Raw genomic sequence first — 22,772 nt, 5'->3', positions numbered from 1 at the left:
ATAAATTTCACACTTCACACTTCTGACTTCAGACTTTATTTTGCCCCCAAACCTACAGCACCAGCATAAATGGCGCGATCGCCTAATTCATCTTCAATGCGGAGTAAGCGGTTGTATTTAGCGACACGTTCGCTACGGCACAGAGAGCCGGTTTTGATTTGACCAGCGCGGGTTGCTACTGCCAAATCAGCAATTGTTGTATCTTCAGTTTCACCAGAACGATGACTAATCACTGACCGGAAACTGTTGCGTGTTGCCAAGTCAATTGTCTCTAAGGTTTCGGTGAGGGAACCGATTTGGTTGAGTTTAATCAAAATGGCGTTACCAGCTTTTTCGTCAATGCCTTTCCGCAAGCGGGTAGCATTCGTGACAAACAAGTCATCGCCCACCAATTGCACCCGTGAGCCTAATTTCTGGGTCAGTAGTTGCCAGTTAGACCAATCTTCTTCATGCAAACCATCTTCAATGGAAACAATTGGGTACTGGTCAACTAGTTGTCCTAAATAATCGATAAATTCAGCGGGAGAGTGAGGTTTACCATCGTAAACATACTGACCATTTTTGTAAAACTCACTAGCTGCCACATCTAAGGCCAAAGCTACTTCTTCTCCAGGTTTGTAACCTGCTTTTTTAATTGCCGCTACCAGCAATTCTAAAGCTACTTGGTTAGATTCTAGGTTAGGCGCAAAACCGCCTTCATCACCCACACCAGTCAGCAAACCCTTTTCATCCAAGACTTTGCTGAGTGTGGCAAATACTTCTGCGCCCCAACGTAATGCTTCTTTAAAGGAAGATGCACCAACAGGGACAATCATAAACTCTTGAAAATCCACATTGTTGGCTGCGTGTGCGCCACCATTAATTACATTCATCAACGGGACTGGTAGCAAATTTGCCAAAGGCCCGCCCAAATAGCGATAAAGGGGAATCCCCAAAGACTCAGCACCAGCTTTCGCCGCCGCTAGGGAAACAGCCAAAATCGCATTTGCCCCTAAATTAGATTTGTTCGCCGAACCATCTACCGCAATCATTGTTCGGTCAAGCAATTCTTGGTTGAGTGCATCCAAGTTTAACAATTTGGGGGTCAGAACTTCTTTAATGTTCTGTACTGCCTTGAGAACGCCTTTACCGCCGTAACGGCTTTTATCATCGTCCCGCAGTTCGTGGGCTTCAAAAGTTCCTGTAGAGGCTCCACTGGGAACCTGCGCTAGTCCCACAGCACCATTTAGCAAATGCACCTCGGCTTCAACTGTCGGTCTACCCCGTGAATCGAGAATTTCCCGTGCCACAATCGCCTCTATGGCTGTATCTACAATGTTACTCATCTGTGCTTTGTCCTTTGTTCGAGTGCGTTCTTAGTGTTGAGCGCATAAAATCCAGTGGATTAACCTAACCGTTAGCATAGGCTGTTCAGCGAATTAATCGGCTGAGATTAAAGAAGATTTCCAGATATCGGGTAAATCGCTCTTCAGATACGCGGACTTTGGATTTTGGATTATTTTTTAGGCAAAAGTCAACAGTAAGTAAAATTGTGGCGAGGAGAAAGAAAGTCAGGACTTACGGATAATAGAGTTTTTCTGATTAAAGCGATCGCTCTGGTTGCCAACAATGATAATTTTAAGGATTGGGAACCCCTAAAAATCGAAGTTTATGAACGCAGCCGACGATAAAACGATTGTTCGTGAGTATTTCAATTCCACAGGGTTTGACCGCTGGAAGCGGATTTATGGTGATGGCGAAGTTAATAAAGTTCAGCTAGATATTCGCTATGGTCATCAACAAACCGTGGATAAAGTTATCGGCTGGCTGAAAAATGATGGCAATTTATCTACGCTATCAATCTGCGATGCTGGCTGTGGTGTAGGTAGTCTCAGCATTCCCTTAGCGACAGAAGGTGCTAAGGTTTATGCCAGCGATATTTCCGACAAAATGGTGGAAGAAGGCAAACAAAGAGCTTTAGAAGCTTTGGGAAATTCCACCAACCCTAGTTTTGCAGTCCAGGACTTAGAATCTTTAAGTGGCAAATACCATACCGTGATTTGCTTGGATGTTCTCATTCACTACCCCCAAGACAAAGCCGATGAAATGATTTCTCATCTTTGTTCTTTGGCAGAATCACGGATAATTCTCAGTTTTGCCCCCAAAACTTGCGCCCTCAGTCTCCTCAAAAAGATTGGCGGTTTCTTTCCAGGTGCCAGCAAGACTACTCGTGCCTATCTACACCGGGAAGCTGACGTAGTGAAGATTATCGAAAAAAATGGCTTTGCCGTCCAGCGTCAAGAAATGACCAAAACTCGCTTCTATTACTCCCGCTTACTCGAAGCTACACGGAATTCTTGAGTGCTGAGTTTTGAGTGCTGAGTGCTGAGTGCTGAGTTAAAAGAAAAGTAGGTTAGGTGTAAGGGTTTTAGTTACATACACCCCTACACCCTTTCACCTTTTGCCTTCTGCCTCCTGCCTTTTGCCTCCTGCCTTTTGCCTTCTGCCTTTTGCCTTTTGCCTCCTGCCTTCTGCCTCCTGCCTCCTAATTAAACTGGAACGTTTATGAAAGTGGGGTTAAAATCACAAGCAAAGTCTCAATTTAAAATCGAGTTATGAAGACTGCTGAAAAATTGGCGGCGGGTTGGCTACTGACACTCGGATTCATGTTTCTAACATTATCTGTCTCTGCGGTAAGTGAGAGAAATACTATGCTCAAACCCATTCCATCAGGGGATGATGCAGATTCAGGTAAGGATTTTGTGAATAAAGAAGCTCTTTATATGTTGGATACTACCGCTAACCAAGGTTTTATTTTTGGTGTGCCAACAATGGTGTTGGGTGGTTGGTTAAGTTTATCTTTATACCGTCGCAATAAGAGTGAACAAAAAGTATTACAGCAACAGGTGAGCGATCGCCTACAATTAATTTTCTATCAAATGTTACAAGAAAATCATGGCAGAGTTACTCTTTTAGGCTTTGCGATGCAGTCACAGCTACCAGCCTCGATGGCGCGGGAATATTTAGACGATAAAGCTAAAGAATTCAATGCGAATTTTAAAGTGAATGAAGAAGGGGCTGTATCATATCATTTTGATGTCTAAATCTGTCGATAAATAAGTCTCATGACGCAGATTTTTTTGAGTGTAGCCGCTGTTTTAGCTGGTTTGTCTGTTGCGGCTGGGGCTTTTGCTTCCCATGCTTTGCGAGAACATATTAGCGAGCGATCGCTGACAATTTTTGAAACTGGCGCTCGCTACCAAATGTACCATGCTCTAGCACTTTTAGTAGTGGCTCTCCTCATTAGTCGCCTCGAATCACCTCCAACTACTTTAATTGCTAGTGGATGGCTATTTATTATTGGTATTGCTATTTTCTCTGGCAGTTTATACGCTTTGAGTTTAACTGGCGTTAAATATTTAGGTGCAATTACTCCCATTGGCGGTGCAGCTTTTCTGGCTGGTTGGGGGGCTTTGGCTATTGCTGCTTGGAATTTGAAATTTTAAGGTTTTTCAACACAAAGGGGCGCAGAGTTTGACACAGAGAACCGCAGAGTGTTTTTAGCCGAAATTTTAAGCTACCCTCTTAAATATTGGTAATTTTGCGGGTCTCTGCCAATGAAAAGGCGCTTGTCACAAGTCTGGGAACGGTTGCAGCAATCTTTCTCTTTTGAGGAAAGTCTTAATACCACAATTGATACTAGCAAAACATTTTTAGATGCGGCAAAAACTCTTCAAGAGAATGGTAACAATTTAGCAGTTTTAAAACCTGTACTGCAACATTCATCTTCTTTATTAGATGTGTTGTGTTCACCGTTGGCGCAGGTGATAGGCGCGGGTTTGCCATTTGTACCGATGGGTATTGCTTTGCTGAAATTGTATCGTCAAAACAGCAAGGACGAACCACCGAACCTAGAAGACTGTGTATTTATAGTTAGTCAAGTTGCTTATTTAGACAGCGTTAAAGAAATTTTATCTTTAGATGTAGGTGTGAATTGGGATGCTCATCTTCAAAATAGTGAAGCAGTCCGAGAAAAACTCCAAAAACTCAACGATATTGAATTAGATTATGAAACTGCCAGTAAAACAATCATCTGTTTTCATCAATCAGAATTAGCACAAGCTTTTAATCAAATCTTATTGGCAAGGTTAGCAGATGCAAATATTACGAATGCGGCAATTTTGACGAAACGAGTCGCTTGGAATACTCACCGCTATCTTGTGAAAGCTTGGATAGAGTCAGGTGATGTTACCAAAAATGTGATTCAAACTTCTTTGAATGAATGGCAAAAAACAGAGCAGAAATTTCAGAGTATTGATGAATATTTAAACAATCAGATTGCCACTAAACCAGAAGAACAAGTTTTTAACGAAGACTTTGCTTTTAAAGATATTTATGTATCACTCAAAGCCAGAGACGTAGATCAAAATGGCAAGTTAGATACTAATATAAAACCTTTTGATTTAGAAACCTGGGCTAAAACTCTTCTCTTTGCTACCAGCCCGAACACACAACGCCAAGTCATGTTTATTCAAGGCGGGCCGGGTAGAGGTAAAAGTGTTTTTTGTCGGATGTTTGCTGATTGGGTGCGACAGAATTTACATCCTGTATGGACACCAATTTTAATTCGGCTGCGCGATATTGAGGATTTTCAATCAAGTTTAGAAGAAACTTTGCGTTCTAGAATTAAAAACGATTTTGCCCAATGTGATGACGGCTGGTTAACAGATGCCAACACCAGATTTTTATTTATTTTAGATGGTTTTGATGAGTTGCGAATTGAGCGCGGCAATAACCAAAGTGTAGACAGATTTTTGCGGCAAGTCGGAACATTCCAAAATGATTGTCACGAAAGTAAAGCAATGAGTCATCGAGTCATAATTACAGGTAGACAGATGGCTTTGCATGGCATTGACCGCCTACCGCCGAACTTGGAACGGGTGGAAGTTGCCGAAATGGATGTTAAATTACAAAAACAATGGTTTGATAAATGGTACAGGAAATTCCCTACCAATAAAACATTAGAATTTATGGATTTTCTGGTGAAACCAGAACATAAAAAATCCTGCCCTCCGCAAATTAAGGAGTTAGCAAAGGAAGCACTATTGCTGTATATGCTGACAGCAATGCACCGAGATAACATTTTAGATATTACTAAGTTTGAGCAAGCCACAGAGACAGAGGCAAAAATATTAGTTTACGAACAGGCTTTAAATTGGGTATTAACTAAACAGCGTGCTGATTCGCGCCACCCTGATTTAAATTATCAACTAACTCGACAACACCCAGAAGCATTACGCCGCATTTTAGCCGAAGCCGCGGTGTGTGTAGTACAGTCAGGCGGAGAAAGTGCTTCAATGCAGATGGTAAAAGCAAGGTTGCAGCAAGATGATGAAGCCAAAGAACTCATTGCTAAAGCCGAGAAAGAACTAGGAGAAGAAGCATTAAAAACTGCATTAGGTGCTTTTTATCTTAAGTCTAACGATAGTGGTGGAGTTGAGTTTTTCCATAAAAGTATTCGGGAATTTCTTTGTGCGGAACGCATTAAACAAAGCTTAGAAGAATGGACAGAATCAGGTAGACGCGGCAGAACTTTTAATGTTGATGAGCAGACAATGGACTGGGAAATTTATGATTTACTCGGTTATGGCGGACTTACACGGGAAATTGTTGAATATCTCACGGGTTTGTTGATTACCAGTGATGAATTTCGCCCAGTAGAGTTATTTAAGCGGTTAGAAAATTTCTATCTGCGTTGGTGCGATGGCGAATTTATTGACGCGCCGCCAGAAAACTTTCCGCAGAAAAAGATGCGGTTGCTGCAAGACCAAGGAATTAAGCAAGGTCAGCGTCAGGTAGATATTTATGCTGGGTTGAATGTGATGATTTTGCTTTTGGAGTTACATCGCTATGCTAGAGGACGGGATGAGTTGAAAGAGGAGATAATTTTTTATCCATCTGGTAAACCACAAGAAAATACTTGGACAACTCAGTTACTTCATGTCATCAACTATAGTAATGGTATTCATTGGGGAAGTTTTACAGATTTATTAGGGCAATTTCTCAAAGGTGCAAACCTCAGAGGTGCAAACCTCAGCAGCATAGACCTCAGTGGCACAGACCTTTGTAGCACAGACCTTAGCGGTGCTTTACTTACCAATTCCAACCTCGGTGACACAGAACTAAGCCACGCAAACCTAAGCCGCGCTTACCTAAGCCGTGCTTACCTCAACAACGCAAATCTTCAAGGTGCAGACCTCAACGATGTAAACCTCCGCAGTGCAGACCTCAGTACCGCAGACCTTAGTAATGTCAATCTCGACCATGCTCACCTCAGCGGCGCAGACCTCAGCGGCGCAGACCTTAGCCACGCCAACCTCAGCTGTGCTATTGTCGAGAGTGCTATCTTGCTAAGTGCAGATCTCAACAGTGCAGATCTCAGTTATGCTATCCTTGCTGGCTCTATCCTCGGTGGCGCAGACCTCAGCAGTACAGACCTCAATGGCGCAGACCTCAGTGGCGCAGACTTAAGTGATGATTTTTTTGGGGATGTCCGCTGGGATGAAAATACAAACTGGGAGAATGTGCAAGGGTTGGATACAGCAAGGAATGTGCCAGAAGCCTTAAAGCAACAGTTGGGGCTGAGTTGAGAGACACAATTAATAATGACGCGGTGATGCGAGACTATTAATGAAGCTCAAAGACTCGTGGGCGAGTATCCAGCACTCTCGCGCGAATATCAAAGACTCGTGAGCGAGTATCAAACACTCTCGCGCCAGTATCAAAGACTCGTGAGCGAGTATCAAACACTCTCACGCGAATATCAAAGACTCGTGGGCGAGTATCAAATACTCTCGCGCCAGTATCAAACACTCGTGGGCGAGTATTCAACACTCTCACGCCAGTATCAAACACTCGTGAGCGAGTATTCAACACTCTCGCGCCAGTATCAAACACTCGTGAGCGAGTATTCAACACTCTCGCGCCAGTATCAAACACTCGTGGGCGAAGCTCAAAGGTTTATTCATGAAATGTTAATTCGACAAGTCTGGTTTGACCTCTCCGACGCGGCTACCGTGTATACACAAATCCTCTGATCCCCCTAAATCCCCCTTCAAAAGGGGGACTTGAAGAAAATTCCCCCCTTTTTAAGGGGGGTTAGGGGGGATCAAAGTGCTACTAGGCAACTTGATAAGACTTGTGTGTACACTGTAGCTCCGACTCGGAGAGGGGAGCCAAGACCTTAATTTCTCGTTGCTCCTCCGTAGCCTTGCCAAGGGGAGGGTGTGCGACAGCGCGGGTGGGGGTATTTCATCTGCCTGAGAATTGCTATATATCTGACCACCGCTATAAAATTCATTCTTCAATAGTCTTCATTCTCAAACGTAGCAGCAAATCATTTAACGCCGCTTTAGCTGTGGGTGCTTCCGGTAATGTGCTGGCTTCATATACTGCTTGTAGCTGAGTGTGTAATCTTTCATATTCTTTGTGATGAAAAGCTAAATCAACATTTGATAAAGTAAAATTTTCTGCTTCTGCTAATTTTTGGGCAATTAAATCGGGAATATAGGGTAAATTAAACACTTCATTTAGAGTAATTAAATTTGCTTCTACTACTCCTGTTTGCATTAAATAAATTCCCGTGAGTAATACACGATAAACATACAGCAACGGCTTAACTCTGGGCGGTTGTTCTTTAGCAAAAAGTTTCCATTGTGTAGTAGCAAAGCCAAAATAATGATGACTATGGTGACGAGTAATACAATCTTTGGCGATAGATTTTAACTCTTGATGTTCTGGGCTTGTTTTTAAGATTAATGGTGAATAAAGCTGCTCTAAGACATAACCATTTTTTTTGAGTAACAGTAAAAAGAACTTTTGAACATCGTGAGTTACTAAATCAATTTCTAAAGAATCAGATACTTGTGAAATTTCAATAGTCTCATTTCCCTCTTCTAACCCAACAACTTCTATCACTGGCAAAATATGCACACCCCGCAAATCATAATCTGAATCGGGGGAAGGAAAGCCATATAAATGAGAACCACTAATGCTGGCAAATAACAACGGGTAAGGTTGTTGCTGAATAATATTGTTAAGAGAATTTGGTAGATTCATACCTTTCAGGAGAATTGCGATCGCTACTTTATTTATATCCAGCTAATCACCTTAAATATTTTTAGTGCAGAAACAACTCTTTAATTCCTGTGCTACCAATTTCTACTGCTAACGCTGCTAACAAAAAACCGAATAACTGGGTGACAATCACTGTACCTTCCACACCAATAAATTTATCAATCTGGTTCGCTAACCGCAAAATTAGCCAAGTGACCAACATCGCCACCACAATACCCAGCACTACACCCAAATGGGGACTCTGGGATTTTGACATTAATAACATCACTGTTGTCAACGTACCCGGCCCGGCTAATAATGGCAAAGCCAGTGGTGTAATAGCCACGTCCCGTCCTTCTTCTTGAATAGGTGTATCGAGTTCTCCCCGAAGCATTTGTAAGGCGATTAATAGCAGTAATAACCCGCCAGCTACCCGCAAAGATGCCATACTGACTTCGAGATAGCTCAAAATATATTGACCAGCAAAGGCAAATAACAACAAAACTGCGATCGCTACAATACTGCCTTTATCAATCACTTTATTTCTATCTTCTGGTGCCATACCCTTAGTTAAAGCTAAAACTATTGGTACATTGCCGACAGCATCTGCTAGAACAAACACCGCAATAAATGTTTGGACAAAAACGGAGGTATCCACAGGAGCGAGAGTTTATCAAGGTTCGATCACAACTTACCTTGAATCTGCCTCTGTTTTCCATAATCCATCGGAATATTGCCATCAAAAGCGATCGCCCAGAATCAGCTTTTAATATTTCTTTGTCATCTTGTAACACATTTGCCGCACCAGGAATTATAATAGGAATATAAAGCACATGGGTCCGTAACGGTTTCGACAGGTTGGCGAACGCTACTCTGTGATTCAGGTCGAGAGTGAGTCCCCTCTCGCAAATCAAGGCTCAAAAAAAAAGTAAATGCGAATAACATCGTTAAATTTGCTCGTCGGGAAGCTCTAGTAGCTGCCTAAAACGCCTCTTATAGGTTCGAGCGTCTCTAGTTTGACTCCGTTAAGGATTAGAGACCAACCCCCAACGGATGCTCTAACAAGCGTTCTCTGGTTGGCTTGTTAGCTAAGATTAAATCAGAGCATCCTACGTTCGGGATAATGAACGATTCCCGCCTTGAGGGTCAGAAAGGCTAAACCTGTGAATGAGCGGGGGGTCAATACCCAATTTGGACAGCAGTTCGACTCTGCTCGGATCCACTAAAGATAATTAACAAATCCACCAAACAATTGTTTAGGTGGATTTTGTTTTAGAGCTATGAAATAGTAGGTGACAGGTGATAGGTGATAGGTTATAGGGTTAAAAGTCTTTTACTTTCTAAGTTCCAATTTCCCGATATCCTAACCACCTTGGCTACTGCGATAAAATTCCGATGATGTCCAGTTGATGAATTATGTTTTGATAGCCATAATTGTTTCTTCAAAATAATATGAGTATGAATGCCGAACAATTTGCTAGTGATAATTACTCCGGTATTTGTCCAGAAGCTCTAGAGTATATGCTGCAAGCTAACCTTGGTAGTGCGCCAGCTTATGGTAATGATGAATGGACGCAAAAAGTTTCTGACTATTTTCGAGAACTATTTGAAATTGATTGTGAGGTATTTTTTACCTTTAATGGCACAGCCGCAAATTCTTTATCTTTAGCAGCATTGTGTCAGTCGTATCATAGTGTAATTTGTCATGAGACGGCGCATATAGAGACAGATGAATGTGGTGCGCCAGAATTTGCTTCTAACGGTTCTAAACTGCTGTTGGCTCCAGGTGAAAACGGCAAATTAACAGCGCAAAGCATAGAAGCCATTGTCACTAAGCGTCAAGATATTCATTACCCTAAACCAAAAGTTATTAGTATTACCCAATCAACAGAATTAGGCACTGTATATTCTATTGCCGAACTTTTGGAGATTAAAGAAGTTGCCCAAAAATATAAATTAAAAATTCACATGGATGGCGCGCGGTTTGCTAACGCTGTAGCGGCGATGAATAAAACCCCCGCAGAAATAACCTGGAAAAGTGGCGTGGATGTGTTGTGTTTTTGCGGGACAAAAAATGGTATGGCTTTAGGAGAGGCAATCCTTTTCTTTAATAAATACTTAGCCGAAGATTTTGATTATCGCTGCAAGCAAGCAGGACAATTAGCTTCTAAAATGCGCTTTATTTCTGCACCTTGGTTGGGTTTATTAGAAACAGGTGCGTGGTTGAAAAATGCTCGCCATGCTAACCAATGTGCAGAATATTTAGAAAATCAATTATTACAAATAGATGGCGTAGAAATTATGTTTCCGCGCGAAGCAAATGCTGTATTTGTCAAACTCCCAGCGCAAGTTATTCAAACTTTAAAAGAGAAGAATTGGCAATTTTATACATTTATTGGCGTAGGCGGAGTACGTTTTATGTGTTCTTGGAATACAACTAAAGCCAGAATGGATGAGTTAGTGCAAGATATTCAGGCAGCGATCGCCTAAACTTGTACAACAAAGTACAAGTAAAAAGGCTTTTTCTCCTAATCGTGATCCGTGCAGCAGCAAGAAGACTAAATCCTTATATGGAACTCATATTTGATTTGGAGAAAAAAACTCAGTCAACTTTTATTGCTTCTTACCTATTGCCTGTTCCCCGTTCCCTGTTCCCTTCCTATACCAGTAATACTCAGTAATCCTAAATTTTGCTAGAGAAATATCAGGTTTTTAACTATGAACCATTGACTTTTGACTATGGACTATTAACTCTTGACTATCAACTAGCTCTTATATGTCAAAATCAAGATAAATTAGTACAGAAAGGTGAGCGATCGCTCTGAAAGCTAGATAAAGGATTGACCTGAGCAATGGCAGACGAAACCAATCACAATCAAGCGGGAGAGGTAGCTCCCAGCACTGTGGACAAACAAGCTCCCACTGTCGCTGAAGCAAACGCCCCCAGCACCAGCGAACCAGTAGCTACAAATATACCTACTGCCAACACACCAGATCCCAAAGCAGCCAACCCCAAAGCTAACCCTAACGCTGCGAAACCAGCCGCCGCTAAAGCCGCAGATGGCGAAGAAAAACCCGCCGCCGCTAAAGCCGCCAAAAAAGAGAAAGCCCCAGCAGTTGAAGATAAACCGTTTCCAGAGTTTATCCAACAAGAGTACTTACCAGCTTTGCAAAAGGCGATCGCAGAGGAAGGCGTAAAAGATTTACAATTGTCTTTCGCTAAACAAAAGCTGCCCATCGCTGGTTTACCAGCGGATGAAGAATACTGGCAAGTTATCGGCAGTTGGCAAAATGGTCAGCGTCAATTTAATGTCTATTTCCCCGATGAAGATATTCAAGGGCAAAAAGGATTTTCCTGCAACGAAGGCAAAAAAACTAGTACCCTTGAGTCCTTCTTAATTGACGAACGCAAAACTACCCTTGACTTGTTGGTATTTGGTTTAGTACGGCGTTTGAACAGTCAAAAATGGTTAGGTAGAAATTAGATATTCTATAAAGAATAACTCCGTAAACTATTGTTACAAACCAATCCTTTGTTTTGCCAAAGGAAGCATATCTCAGGAAGTAATAGAAAGAACCCAATTTGAGGTTTCCTCTTGTTTCCTGAGAATTTTTTTAATATCCTTTTGGCTACTAACACTATGAGAAATGCAACAGATTTTAAATTATTTTTATTTAAAAAAAATACAAAATTTAACCAGCAAATAGCCGGATTTAGAAGTAGTATAAATTCAAGCCTTAGTTCTAGATAAAATCAGTGAAATAGAGTCAGATAAAATACTCTAAATCTCATGGATAGTGTAGCTGCCAAGATATGGTAAGCAGCACATTATTTTATAAATGATAGGCCAAATTCATTGCTGTTAATCAGGAGTTATTGATATGTTTCAAGTTTGGCAAAATTGGCTATTGAAATTATTTTTCGTAGTCACTCTAACTATAACCATGCTTGTTCCTGGAAATGATGCCTTAGCTTCAATTACAGAGCAAATGGGTATTCTATCCAAAATTGGTATGCAACCGCCCGTAGTCTTAGCACTCCCTACAAGCAGTTACTTACGCTTGAAATCTATAAAGAATTTTAGTACTAAACCTGGTCAAGTATATGTCAATATTCAAGAAACTGGACAAACTATGGGGCCAATAGCAATTGCTCCAGGACAAGAATTACCAGTTACTCTTAATTCCTGTTTTAGTAATCTAGTGACTGTAAAATTTGTTGAAGCTACTACAAAATACCAAGGGCAAAAAACAGTTTCTGTTGCGAATTCTACAATTACACCTTTGCAACCACTTGACTACGGATCTTACAAAATGAATTATGAAGTTAATCTAGTAGGCTGCCCATAGTTATATAAATTACATAGTTGAGTATGTTTATAAAACTGGGTAAGTATCAGAAAAAACTTTTCCTTCAAGAATAAACCCAGCAATATTTAGCTCAGAGAAAATTCAATAGAGTTCAGTTAAAGGTAGCCGTTACCTTACAAGGTGCGGCTATTTGAACAATGTCTGTAAGTTGGGAATTTATTGTGCCATAAGCTTCGGCTTATCAGGTTATTGAAACAATATTAGTTAAGCACAGTGTTACAAAAAACTTCTAACACTGTTCAGGTTTAATCATTTATATATTAAATAGCTTGATTGAATCCAATTAATAATTATCTTAAGTACAAATAATTATGAAAAATTACATATTTACCTCTTGCATCATTAGTGCAACAATCTGGTGCAGTCTACCTTTTATGGACTTATCTCAGGCTCAAATTGTTACTGATACAACCTTACCCAACAATTCTGCTGTTGCACCTCTAGATAATATGAACAGATGGAAAATTACAGAGGGTAGTGTAGCAGGTAATAACCTTTTTCATAGTTTTCAGCAATTTAGTATTCCTGAAATGCACACAGCAGATTTTGTCAATCCTAGTGCAAATATTCAAAACATTTTAGTTCGAGTAACTGGTGGAAGCCGTTCTGATATTTTTGGAACTCTCAAAACTTCTGGAATTGGTAGTCCAAACTTATTTTTGCTGAATCCTCATGGAATTTTATTTGGCCCTAATGCTAGTTTAAATGTTGGTGGCTCATTTGTAGCTACAACAGCAAATGCGATCGCATTTGGTAATCAAGGTTCTTTCAGCGCATCTGTGCCAAATAATCCAGCATTGCTCACAGTTAATCCTTCGGCTTTTTTATTCAACCAAATTGTTAGTTCTTCTATTACCAATCAATCTACATATCAAAACCCATCTACACAATCTGTAGTTGGTCTATCAGTTCCTAATGGTCAAAGTTTATTATTACTAGGTGGTAATGTTTTTTTAGATGGCGGAAATTTATCTGCTCCAGGTGGACGAATTGAGTTAGGCGCAGTAACAGGAGAGGGAAGTGTAGAACTGAATGCAAATAATCAGAATCTGCATTTGAGTTATCCCCAGAACTTAGCGCGAGGCGATATTTCAATTATCAATGGATCTGCAAATGTAGTATCTAATGGTGGCGGTAGTTTGACTATCAATGCCAGAAATTTAGAAATTATAGGAAGTAATCTGACAAATGGTATTATCGGCGATGGAACTCAGGCGGGAGATATTACCCTTAATGCAACGGAAAGGATAAATATTAAACAGAGTACAATTAGCAATAATCTTGGAGAACTTTTTCTGTTAGCTACTGGCAATACTGGTGGTATTTATATCAATGCTAAGTCATTTTCTTTAAGTGATAGTTTTATTAGGAGTGATATTGGAGCATTTTTATCTTCAGCCACAGGTGATACAAACGGGATTCATATTCAGGCAGAGTCACTGTCACTTAATAACAGTACTATTAGTAGTGATGTTAATGATGGTTCGATAGGCAACACAGGCGGTATTCAAATTGTGGCTGATTCAGTTTATATAAATAGCGATGTATCAAGTAGCGCGACTGGATTAAGTGCTATCACTTCAGGGAGTGGCACTACAAATGGAGTATTAATAAAAGCAAACAATTCTCTTGTGTTACAGAATAGTTTCATCAACACTCGTTCTAATAATAATAGCACTGGTAATGCTGGCAATATTAATATCCGAGCTAGAGACATATTTTTAACTGATGGTTCTTCTTTGGACACATCTTCATCGAGTACTGGCTCTGCTGGCAATATAGTAATTAATACTCAAGGACTTTTTTTGGATAATAGAAGTTCTATTAGAAGTGAAACCAATGGCATTGCTAATCCAGGACTAATTGATATTACAGCTAGGACTTTAACTTTAGCGAATGGTGCTGCAATTTTATCCAGAACCACTGGTTCAAAAAATGGAGGAAACATTCAAATTAATGCTACTGAGTCAGTCAAACTGATAGGATTTTCTCCAGATTCACAATCAGGATTATTGATTTCAGGGTTCTTTACTAGCACTGAGAATGAAAGGAATCTTACAGCATCTGGAAATGCAGGAAATATTGATATTAAAACTATAAGTTTGCAGGTAATAGATGGAGCAGTCATCAGCGCCCGTAGTAGGAGTGCTGGTGACGGAGGTAACATTAATATTATTGCTAACACCGTTGATTTGGCTGGTGGTGGTCAAATTTTGACCAGTGCATTCAATAGTGGGAATGCAGGTAATATTACTATCGAAGCAAAAAATGGGGTGAGAATTACTGGTAGCGATCGCACTTTTGCAGCGCGTGTGGAACAATTTGGCACTGAATCAATTGATAATGATGGTGCTAATAGTGGTTTGTTTGCTCGTGTGCGAGGTACTGAACGCGCCAATGCTGGCAATATCACAGTAAATACTCGTTCTTTACAACTTAATAATTTGGGAACAATCACCACTGGAACAACCGCTGGTGAAGGCGGAAATATTAATCTCAACATTAGAGATATTGTATTACTGCGAAATAATAGTAGTATTTCCGCCAATGCCGGTACTGCTAACGCCGGAGGTAATGGGGGAAATATCAGTATAAACACTAAATTTTTAATTGCTATCCCTTCTGAAAATAGTGATATTAGCGCCAATGCTTTTAATGGTAGAGGTGGCAGAGTCGATATTACAGCCCAAAGTATTTTTGGGATTGCGTCGCGTTTCAGAGATACTAACTTTAGTGACATTACTGCTAGTTCTCAACTGGGAATCAATGGAGAAGTTACCATTACTACCCCAGAAGTTAATCCTATCCAGGGCTTAAGTGAATTACCTACGACTATTGTTGATAGCTCAAGATTATTGGCAGCGGATTGTTCAAAAGATGACGAGAATAGCAACAGCCAATTTATTGTGACGGGACGTGGTGGATTACCGGACAATCCTTATGACCTTCTAGGTAATGATGTTCTATGGTCAGATACTCGCGGTAGAGAGATTGTAGCGATGAGAAATCAACCTGTAATGACGAAATCACCTTCCATAAACAAAACAGTGGCAATTGTACCTGCCAATGGTTGGGTGTTCAACGGTGCGGGGGAAGTTACTCTAATTTCTGATGTATCTGGGGCGGCCGATAATCCTTTAAGGTCTAATGCTTACGCCTGTCCGAAAGCAACAGCGATGAAATAATTGCCGATTGTTGAGAGTCACAAGAAAAAAGCTTGAAGTATTGTTGCAACTCTTAACGTTTCACATACCAGTTTTCCGTTGCCCCTTGGTAGACTGAAATTTATACAAACTAATTATTGTCCTTTGCTGCGTCTTATGAGAGCATTACCTTTGCTTTCATCTGAGGCAGTCTGGTCTTCTCTCAAAAGGAAAGGCTAGAGCCAAGGGGTTTTCCCTAGGAAGAACTGCCGTTAGCGATCGCAACAAAGGAGCGTCACCCAAAAGGCGTAATCAAGATAATACACTCGTGGCAATCAAGACATGGTAGATTCCCTCAAAAAACCAGGCTTTGAAGAAATACGGCCAGGGATTAAAGTCCCGGCAAAAGAAACCTTATTAACACCACGGTTTTATACTACCGATTTTGATGAGATGGCACGGATGGACATCTCTGTAAATGAAGATGAGTTACAAGCCATCTTAGAAGAGTTCCGCACAGACTATAACCGCCATCACTTCGTTCGGGATGCCGAGTTTGAACAATCCTGGGATCACATCGACGGGGAAACTCGCCAGTTGTTCATTGAATTTCTAGAGCGTTCTTGTACAGCAGAATTTTCTGGCTTCTTGCTGTATAAGGAATTAGGCCGCCGCTTAAAAGATAAAAGCCCCGTCCTAGCTGAGTGTTTCAATCTCATGTCACGGGATGAAGCACGTCACGCTGGCTTTTTGAATAAAGCGATGTCAGACTTTAATTTGTCTCTCGACTTAGGGTTTTTGACCAAGAGCCGCAATTACACTTTCTTTAAACCCAAATTCATTTTCTACGCCACCTATCTCTCTGAAAAAATTGGTTATTGGCGTTACATCACCATTTATCGTCATTTAGAAGCGCATCCCGAAGACAGAATTTATCCAATTTTCCGGTTCTTTGAAAATTGGTGTCAGGATGAAAATCGTCATGGTGATTTCTTTGATGCCATCATGAGAGCGCAGCCACAAATGCTGAATGACTGGAAAGCAAAACTGTGGAGTCGTTTCTTCCTGTTGTCTGTGTTTGTGACGATGTATCTCAATGACATCCAACGCAAAGACTTTTACGCTTCTATTGGTTTAGATGCACGGGAATATGATATCTACGTGATCAAGCAAACCAATGAAACCGCGGGTAGAGTCTTCCCAGTGATTTTGGATGTGGAAAATCCAGAGTTTTATGATCGCCTGGATTTATGTATTCAGAATAACGAAAAATTGAGCGCGATCGCTAACTCTAACACACCCAAATTCCTGCAAATCTTCCAGAAGTTGCCATTATATATCTCCAATGGTTGGCACTTCTTGAAGCTGTACTTGATGAAGCCAATTGATGCTGCTACTGCTCATGGAATGGCTCGTTAGATTTCCAAGATAATTTGATGGGCATGGTATTAGTTAACTAATACCATGCTTTTTTTGTAAATACATTATTTTGCCTTGTGTCACGACGAGTGAAAATAATCTTATTAAAAAAGCTTATGTTATAATATTTTACTCAGACGTTTAGAACAGTATTTTAGTAATTTTTATGGAGGAAGCAAAACTAAAATTTGCTGATTTATTTGCTGGAATTGGAGGTTTTAGATTAGCTTTTGAAAAAGCTGAGTATGAATGTGTATTTTCCTGCGAAATTAATGAAGCCTGCCGACAGGTTTACTTTAATAATTTTGGAGATATACCAGAATATGATATTAGAAAGATTGATATACAAAATCTACCTTACTTTGATGTTTTAACAGCGGGGTTTCCTTGTCAACCTTTTAGTATTTGTGGAAGAAGAAAAGGTTTTCACGACACTAGAGGTACTCTATTTTTTCATATTTGCGAAATTATTGAACATATTAAGCCACCTGTTGTTGTACTTGAAAACGTTAAGCATATATTACATCATGATCAAGGAAAAACGTTAGAAGTTATACTATATTCCTTAGAAGATATCGGTTATGAAGTAAATTACGAGATACTTAACTCTAAGGATTTTGGATTACCGCAAAATAGAGAAAGAGTAGTATTTGTGGCTACGAAAAATAAAAAATTTGATTTTGGCCTTCTCAAAAAAACTTATCCTTTTCCTACTCTAAAAGAATTTTTGTGTACTGGAGGAGATTTTGAATATTTAAATCCTCAAGATTACACAATGATAGAAAACCCCAAACAACAAGCTTCTGGTTTGATTTTTGTAGGTTATCGCAATAAAAATATTTGGAAAACAGGTATTAGACCAAATACAGAGCATTTATCTAGGGTTCATCATCAACCTAATAGAATATATTCTATTAAAGGTGTACATCCAACAATACCTTCTCAAGAGACTTCCGGTAGATTTTTTATTTATATCCCCGAAGAAAAAGCTGTTCGTAAATTAACTATTAAAGAGTGTTATAGAATTATGGGTTTCCCTACTAGTTTTAAAATCCATAGTAATTTAGGAGAGTGTTATAAGCAAATAGGTAATTCTGTGGCTATACCAGTAATGTATGAGCTTGCTAATCAAATTAAGAAACAATTCTTTGAAAATTCAAATCTTGAAAATGTAATCCCTAATCATTATATAAATTCTTATATTGAGCCACATATTCAACTAGAATTGCCCCTTTGATAATGAATCATAGAGAAAAACTTCTAGAAATTTATCAAAATCTACCTGAAATTGAAATTAATCAAATTCAATTACCAGAAGAATATAAAAGTTATCTTGCGGAAATTGCCAAAAAAAGCTTTAGCAGCAAAGGTGCTTATACTGCAATACGGTTCAGTTAAGGCTAAGAAGCTGATTAGTGATGTGAAATTTCGGAGCTTCTACTCGTTTTCCAGTACCTCTGTGTTTTAGTTTTTTAGAACGAAACTTTGATACAGGTTTTTTCACAACTCTGGGATTAATACGGTGAATTCGTTCGGGTAATAAATTATCCAGAATCTCTACGGTTAACCAATCGAAAAAAGGGGGAATTCTTCTGATTGCAAATGTTGAAATTTAGGAATGGCACGACGAAAGACCCGTAATGTTCCTGTAAAACTTAGACGCAAAGGAGGAACAGAAGCACTAGTTGCAGCTTGAAACATCAACACTCTGACTGACCAATGCCCCAACAACCAACCATACACTTCTTGTACAACTTCTCGTGGCTTTTGGGAACGAACATGGGTTTTTCGCCCCAAGAGATGTATTTTTAATTCATCAATGGTATTTTCTACTTCCCATCGTTGATGATATTCTTTGGCTAACAACTCTGCCGGGAATTTTTCAATGTCTAACAAGCTAGTAATCAAGCGATATGTGAGTTGTTCAGTAGGGTTTTCAGGATGCTCAATTGTGTATTCAATAACTCTCACGGCTAGCGGCTGACCCCCTTTTTTTCTTCGCTTTCCACATGGGTAAATCCACGATAGATAGGAGCCGTCTTCTAAAGGTTTTTCTGCCAGAAATTTAACATTCTTCTGGATTCTACCCACATAATCGCAACCCTTGGAAACTGTTGTCTGTACCATTGCATAGGAATGCAAACCCCTATCCCACATTAATAACATCCCGCTCTGTACTGAGCGTAATAATTTCAACGCTCGTACTCGTTCTCCCATACGATATGGACACATTAAAGCATCAAATATTATGTGTGTTCCTGCTTCTACTAAGATGACTAATCTTACTTTTGGGAATGCTGCAATTGCTCCAGGGCGACTGCTCGGACGACCAAAAACTCTTGCATTTTCTTCGCTGTCTGGGACATCAAAACATGTGCCATCAATGACTACAATTCTTAGCCCATTTAGAAATGCTCCTAATGTCTGTTGTGTCGCCATTGGTCGTATTAACTGATGAAATAATTGGCTCATCACTCTTGCGCCTATTCGCTGCCGAGCTTGTGTGATGGCTGACTTACAAGGTACTCGCCAGTATTTCCCAACCTTAATCCATGCCTCGGAGAGACCATCAATCAAGTTCTTCAGTACATCCCGCATTGAGTCTTTCGACCACAAACTCATAGCGATTACAAGGCTTACCACTAATTGTGCTGGTAATGACCGCTTGCGTTCTTCTTCACTTTGAGTTTTAGCGATCGCCTGTTCAATTGCCGTTGCTGGAATAGCCATTTCGATTGCTTTCAGCAAGTCAGCATTTTGTATCTCAGGAGACACAAACGAAAAATCCCTCAGATGCACGATACTTAATTTCCATTCTTGGGAACAATGCCTAATTTACATGACTTTCAGCCTTAACTGAACCGTATTGGCTTATACTGTATTAGTTACTCTCTTAGTACATAAAATTTTAAATCCAGCACAGGATATTCGAAACCACCAAGCCAAAATGATTGGTGGTTTCTCAGGAAGAAGTATAGATACAAAGTACATTACTCCTACATTAACAGAGTTAGGCTTACCAGCAATGGCTGAAAGTGGTTGGCTAACTCGTTCTTTAGAACAACCTTATCCCTATACATTAGAATATGAAGGCAAAATAACTCCTCTGTCTTTAAAAATAGCATTTCTGAATGTTATTGATTTTGTGCAAAAATATCCTGAAAAATCAGAAGATATATTGAAATTACTACTGAAATTGATCAAATCAGCTAAGGATGATAACTTGGTTGAGATTATTAAATTAACCAATCCTGAAAAACTAAATATAAAAAGTATAATCCAGGCTTTAGATGAACAGTTTAACTATAACTATGAAACTTTTGGCGGTTCAAAATTACCTGTTATTGCTTTCTATGCCATCTATCAAATTTTAATTAAAGAAATCTCCAGATATAAGTCATGTACCCTGGGAATATTAGGTAGTCATACAGCTTCTGATAGAACTTCTAAGACTGCGGGAGATATTGAAATATTTGACCAAAATAACCATCTTGTTGAAGCTATAGAAATAAAACATGGTCAAGAAATAACTTTACAGATTGTCTATCGTGCTAGAGAGAAGATTATTAAATATAATCCTGGTAGATATTATATTTTTGCTTCAAAAGATATTAAGCAATCAGACGCAGATAAAATTAATAACCTAATTAAAGAAATTGCATTGGAACATGGCTGTCAAGTAATTGTAAATGGAATTATCCCGACAATCAAATACTATTTAAGGTTAATCGAGTCCATCACTGATTTTATTGAGGGATATTCTCAGTTGATAGTGTCGGATAATGAACTACAAAAAATACACAAGGAAAAATGGAATGAGATTTTAGGCAGATTAATGATTGATGAATGAAAAAAATTCAGCTTTGTCAAGCAGGATGAAAGTAATCGTAAATTTCCTGCGCTAGTCTTGTCCCAATTCCCGCAACTTCGGCGAGTTGTGCGGGTGTGGCTTGGCGGATATAATCAACTGAGCGAAAATGCCCTAATAGTTGCTTTTGGCGATGATGTCCTAAGCCGGGGATTTCATCTAAACGCGATCGCTTTAGTTTATCACTGCGTTGTTGACGATGAAAACTTACAGCAAAGCGATGGGCTTCGTCTCGTAACCTTCTGAGTAATTGGACTCCTGGTTGTTCTGCGTCGGTGGGTAAGGGTTGTGACTCTCCCGGTAGAAAAATCTCTTCACGCTGTTTTGCCAAACTGACAACTCGCAAGTCTTCTAGTAAGTTCATCTCTTGCAACACGGTGACAACAGAGGATAACTGACCTTTACCACCATCAATCATAATTAAATCAGGCCAGTCAGGATTTCCGGCGCGTTGTAGTTGGGTATCTTCGCTATACTTGCGGAATCGCCGTTGAATGACTTCGGCTAAACTGGCAAAATCATCGGAATGGCCAATTGTGACGGTGGGATTTTTAATTTTGTAATGGCGATAGTATTGCTTACCCGGTAAACCATCAATAAATACGACTTGGGAAGCAACCGCATTGGAACCTTGGATATGGGAAATGTCGTAACCTTCAATGCGGTGGGGTAAATCTGGTAAGTCGAGAATATCAGCTAAATCTTGCATAGCTTGATTATTGCGATCGCCCAATTTTTGCATTCTTTGTAATTCGTATTGGGCGTTACGCTCGACCATCTCAATTAATTCTGCCTTAGTTTGGCGCTGGGGCGTGAAAATTGTGACTTTTCTACCCTTACGCTGCGTTAAAACATCCGCCAAAATTTCCGCGTCGGGTAACTCATGCTGTACCAAAATCTCGGCGGGAATTTCCACCGCATCAGCAGTTTGATAATGTTCTTCTAAAACGCGTTGTAAAATTGCACCTGGTTCAGCTTGTGCATCAGCAACAAACGCCAAGCGTCCGACTAATTGTCCAGCGCGAATTTGAAATAATTGAATGCAGGCGTGTTGTGTATCGGCGGCTAAAGCGATCGCATCCCGCGAAACTGTATCATCTGGTAAAGATACTTTTTGATCTGCCGTCAGAGATTTTAACCCAGAAATTTGGTCACGTATCCGCGCCGCTGATTCAAAGTTTAGCGACTCGGCGGCTGTTTGCATTTGTTCGGTCAAAATATCAATTAATTCTTGAGTTCTACCTTGGAACACCATCGCTACTTTCTGCACAGTTTTGCGGTATTCTTCTGGGGAAATCAATTGTTGACAGACACCAGGACAACGCCCCATATCATAATTTAAACAGGGACGGTCTTTAAATAATGGTTGTGGTCGTTGTCGTAGAGAAAAGATGCGCTTACTAATGCGGAGAATTTCTCTTAATAAACCTGTATCTGTATATGGCCCGTAGAATTTATCTTTTTCTTTACCTAGTTGGCGTTTACGTGTGATGAAGATGCGGGGATAATCTTCTGACCAAGTGATACAAAGATATGGATATTTTTTATCATCTTTGAGCAGCACATTAAAGTATGGCTGGTGCTGCTTAATTAAGTTGGCTTCCAACGCCAAGGCTTCAGCTTCGGTATCAGTGACAATAAATTCAATTTCTGTTACTTGTCTCGCCATTGTGGCGATGCGTTCGCTTTTATTGTAACCTTCACGGAAATAGGAACGGACACGCGATCGCAACTTCCGCGACTTACCTATGTATATAATGCGATCGCTGCCATCCCGCATAAAATAAACTCCTGGTTCCGGCGGAATTTCAGCTAGTCGGCTTTCCAGACGCTCTGGATCTTTAACCAGTGGTAGTATTTGAGCAGATGTTGTCACA

18 protein-coding genes and 1 other RNA gene are annotated in these 22,772 nt (G+C 40.0%); 13 read left to right on the top strand and 6 right to left on the bottom strand.

From position 1 onward, the window contains the following. Positions 1-35: 35 nt before the first annotated feature. Positions 36-1,325, bottom strand: coding sequence for a phosphopyruvate hydratase (gene eno / locus IQ244_RS01430; protein ID WP_193889265.1), 1,290 nt, complete (start codon positions 1,323-1,325; stop codon positions 36-38). Between the two features lie 325 nt (positions 1,326-1,650). On the opposite strand from eno, the gene bchM reads away from it, so the two are divergent. From bchM to IQ244_RS01410, 4 genes are all read left to right on the top strand, one after another. Continuing rightward, positions 1,651-2,340, top strand: a complete 690-nt coding sequence (gene bchM, locus IQ244_RS01425; RefSeq protein WP_193889264.1) for a magnesium protoporphyrin IX methyltransferase — start codon at positions 1,651-1,653, stop codon at positions 2,338-2,340. A gap of 254 nt (positions 2,341-2,594) precedes the next feature. Beyond that, positions 2,595-3,083: a hypothetical protein gene (locus IQ244_RS01420; RefSeq protein ID WP_193889263.1), complete on the top strand. Its 489-nt coding sequence runs from the start codon at positions 2,595-2,597 to the stop codon at positions 3,081-3,083. A 21-nt stretch (positions 3,084-3,104) separates the two neighbouring features. Continuing rightward, positions 3,105-3,485, top strand: coding sequence for a DUF423 domain-containing protein (locus tag IQ244_RS01415; protein WP_193889262.1), 381 nt, complete (start codon positions 3,105-3,107; stop codon positions 3,483-3,485). Between the two features lie 111 nt (positions 3,486-3,596). Continuing rightward, positions 3,597-6,629: a pentapeptide repeat-containing protein gene (locus IQ244_RS01410; RefSeq protein ID WP_193889261.1), complete on the top strand. Its 3,033-nt coding sequence runs from the start codon at positions 3,597-3,599 to the stop codon at positions 6,627-6,629. Between the two features lie 37 nt (positions 6,630-6,666). Here IQ244_RS01410 and IQ244_RS01405 read toward each other — a convergent pair whose 3' ends face one another. From IQ244_RS01405 to IQ244_RS01395, 3 genes are all read right to left on the bottom strand, one after another. Beyond that, positions 6,667-6,978, bottom strand: coding sequence for a hypothetical protein (locus IQ244_RS01405; RefSeq protein ID WP_193889260.1), 312 nt, complete (start codon positions 6,976-6,978; stop codon positions 6,667-6,669). A gap of 357 nt (positions 6,979-7,335) precedes the next feature. Continuing rightward, positions 7,336-8,097, bottom strand: coding sequence for a DNA polymerase beta superfamily protein (locus IQ244_RS01400; protein WP_193889259.1), 762 nt, complete (start codon positions 8,095-8,097; stop codon positions 7,336-7,338). A 61-nt stretch (positions 8,098-8,158) separates the two neighbouring features. Beyond that, positions 8,159-8,752 carry a MarC family protein gene (locus tag IQ244_RS01395; protein ID WP_193889258.1) on the bottom strand — a complete coding sequence of 198 codons (594 nt, stop codon included), beginning with the start codon at positions 8,750-8,752 and terminating at the stop codon, positions 8,159-8,161. A gap of 177 nt (positions 8,753-8,929) precedes the next feature. Between IQ244_RS01395 and ssrA the strand changes: the two genes are divergently transcribed. The 8 genes from ssrA (at position 8,930) to IQ244_RS32305 (ending at position 18,425) form a co-directional block, all read left to right on the top strand. Beyond that, positions 8,930-9,319: a transfer-messenger RNA gene (gene ssrA / locus IQ244_RS01390) on the top strand. 227 nt (positions 9,320-9,546) lie between these two features. Beyond that, positions 9,547-10,584: a low specificity L-threonine aldolase gene (locus tag IQ244_RS01385; RefSeq protein ID WP_193889257.1), complete on the top strand. Its 1,038-nt coding sequence runs from the start codon at positions 9,547-9,549 to the stop codon at positions 10,582-10,584. A 362-nt stretch (positions 10,585-10,946) separates the two neighbouring features. Continuing rightward, positions 10,947-11,579: a DUF2996 domain-containing protein gene (locus IQ244_RS01380; RefSeq protein ID WP_193889256.1), complete on the top strand. Its 633-nt coding sequence runs from the start codon at positions 10,947-10,949 to the stop codon at positions 11,577-11,579. 397 nt (positions 11,580-11,976) lie between these two features. Then, on the top strand, positions 11,977-12,444 hold the full coding sequence (locus tag IQ244_RS01375) for a hypothetical protein (protein WP_193889255.1): 468 nt from the start codon (positions 11,977-11,979) through the stop codon (positions 12,442-12,444). A gap of 395 nt (positions 12,445-12,839) precedes the next feature. Further along, positions 12,840-15,650, top strand: coding sequence for a filamentous hemagglutinin N-terminal domain-containing protein (locus IQ244_RS01370; protein WP_193889254.1), 2,811 nt, complete (start codon positions 12,840-12,842; stop codon positions 15,648-15,650). Between the two features lie 300 nt (positions 15,651-15,950). After that, positions 15,951-17,027 (top strand): magnesium-protoporphyrin IX monomethyl ester (oxidative) cyclase, encoded by a 1,077-nt coding sequence (gene acsF / locus IQ244_RS01365; protein WP_193889253.1) that lies wholly within the window; start codon positions 15,951-15,953, stop codon positions 17,025-17,027. A gap of 166 nt (positions 17,028-17,193) precedes the next feature. Then, on the top strand, positions 17,194-18,264 hold the full coding sequence (locus IQ244_RS01360) for a DNA cytosine methyltransferase (RefSeq protein ID WP_228058665.1): 1,071 nt from the start codon (positions 17,194-17,196) through the stop codon (positions 18,262-18,264). 2 nt (positions 18,265-18,266) lie between these two features. Beyond that, positions 18,267-18,425 carry a hypothetical protein gene (locus tag IQ244_RS32305; protein ID WP_228058664.1) on the top strand — a complete coding sequence of 53 codons (159 nt, stop codon included), beginning with the start codon at positions 18,267-18,269 and terminating at the stop codon, positions 18,423-18,425. Between the two features lie 165 nt (positions 18,426-18,590). Here IQ244_RS32305 and IQ244_RS01355 read toward each other — a convergent pair whose 3' ends face one another. Next, on the bottom strand, positions 18,591-19,757 hold the full coding sequence (locus tag IQ244_RS01355; protein WP_193889313.1) for an IS4 family transposase: 1,167 nt from the start codon (positions 19,755-19,757) through the stop codon (positions 18,591-18,593). A gap of 136 nt (positions 19,758-19,893) precedes the next feature. Here IQ244_RS01355 and IQ244_RS01350 point away from each other — a divergent pair, with 136 nt between their 5' ends. Further along, positions 19,894-20,877: a hypothetical protein gene (locus tag IQ244_RS01350; RefSeq protein ID WP_228058663.1), complete on the top strand. Its 984-nt coding sequence runs from the start codon at positions 19,894-19,896 to the stop codon at positions 20,875-20,877. 16 nt (positions 20,878-20,893) lie between these two features. Here the strand turns inward: IQ244_RS01350 and uvrC are convergent, their stop codons facing one another. Next, the gene (gene uvrC, locus IQ244_RS01345) at positions 20,894-22,771 is read right to left on the bottom strand and encodes an excinuclease ABC subunit UvrC (protein ID WP_193889252.1); all 1,878 of its coding nucleotides are present in this window, start codon (positions 22,769-22,771) and stop codon (positions 20,894-20,896) included. Between the last annotated feature and the right edge of the window lies 1 nt (position 22,772).

It is taken from the genome of Nostoc sp. LEGE 06077 (assembly GCF_015207705.1).
Lineage (GTDB): Bacteria > Cyanobacteriota > Cyanobacteriia > Cyanobacteriales > Nostocaceae > Nostoc_B.
The sequence above is the reverse complement of the archived record's forward strand: the minus strand, read 5'-3'. Positions and strand labels throughout refer to the sequence as shown.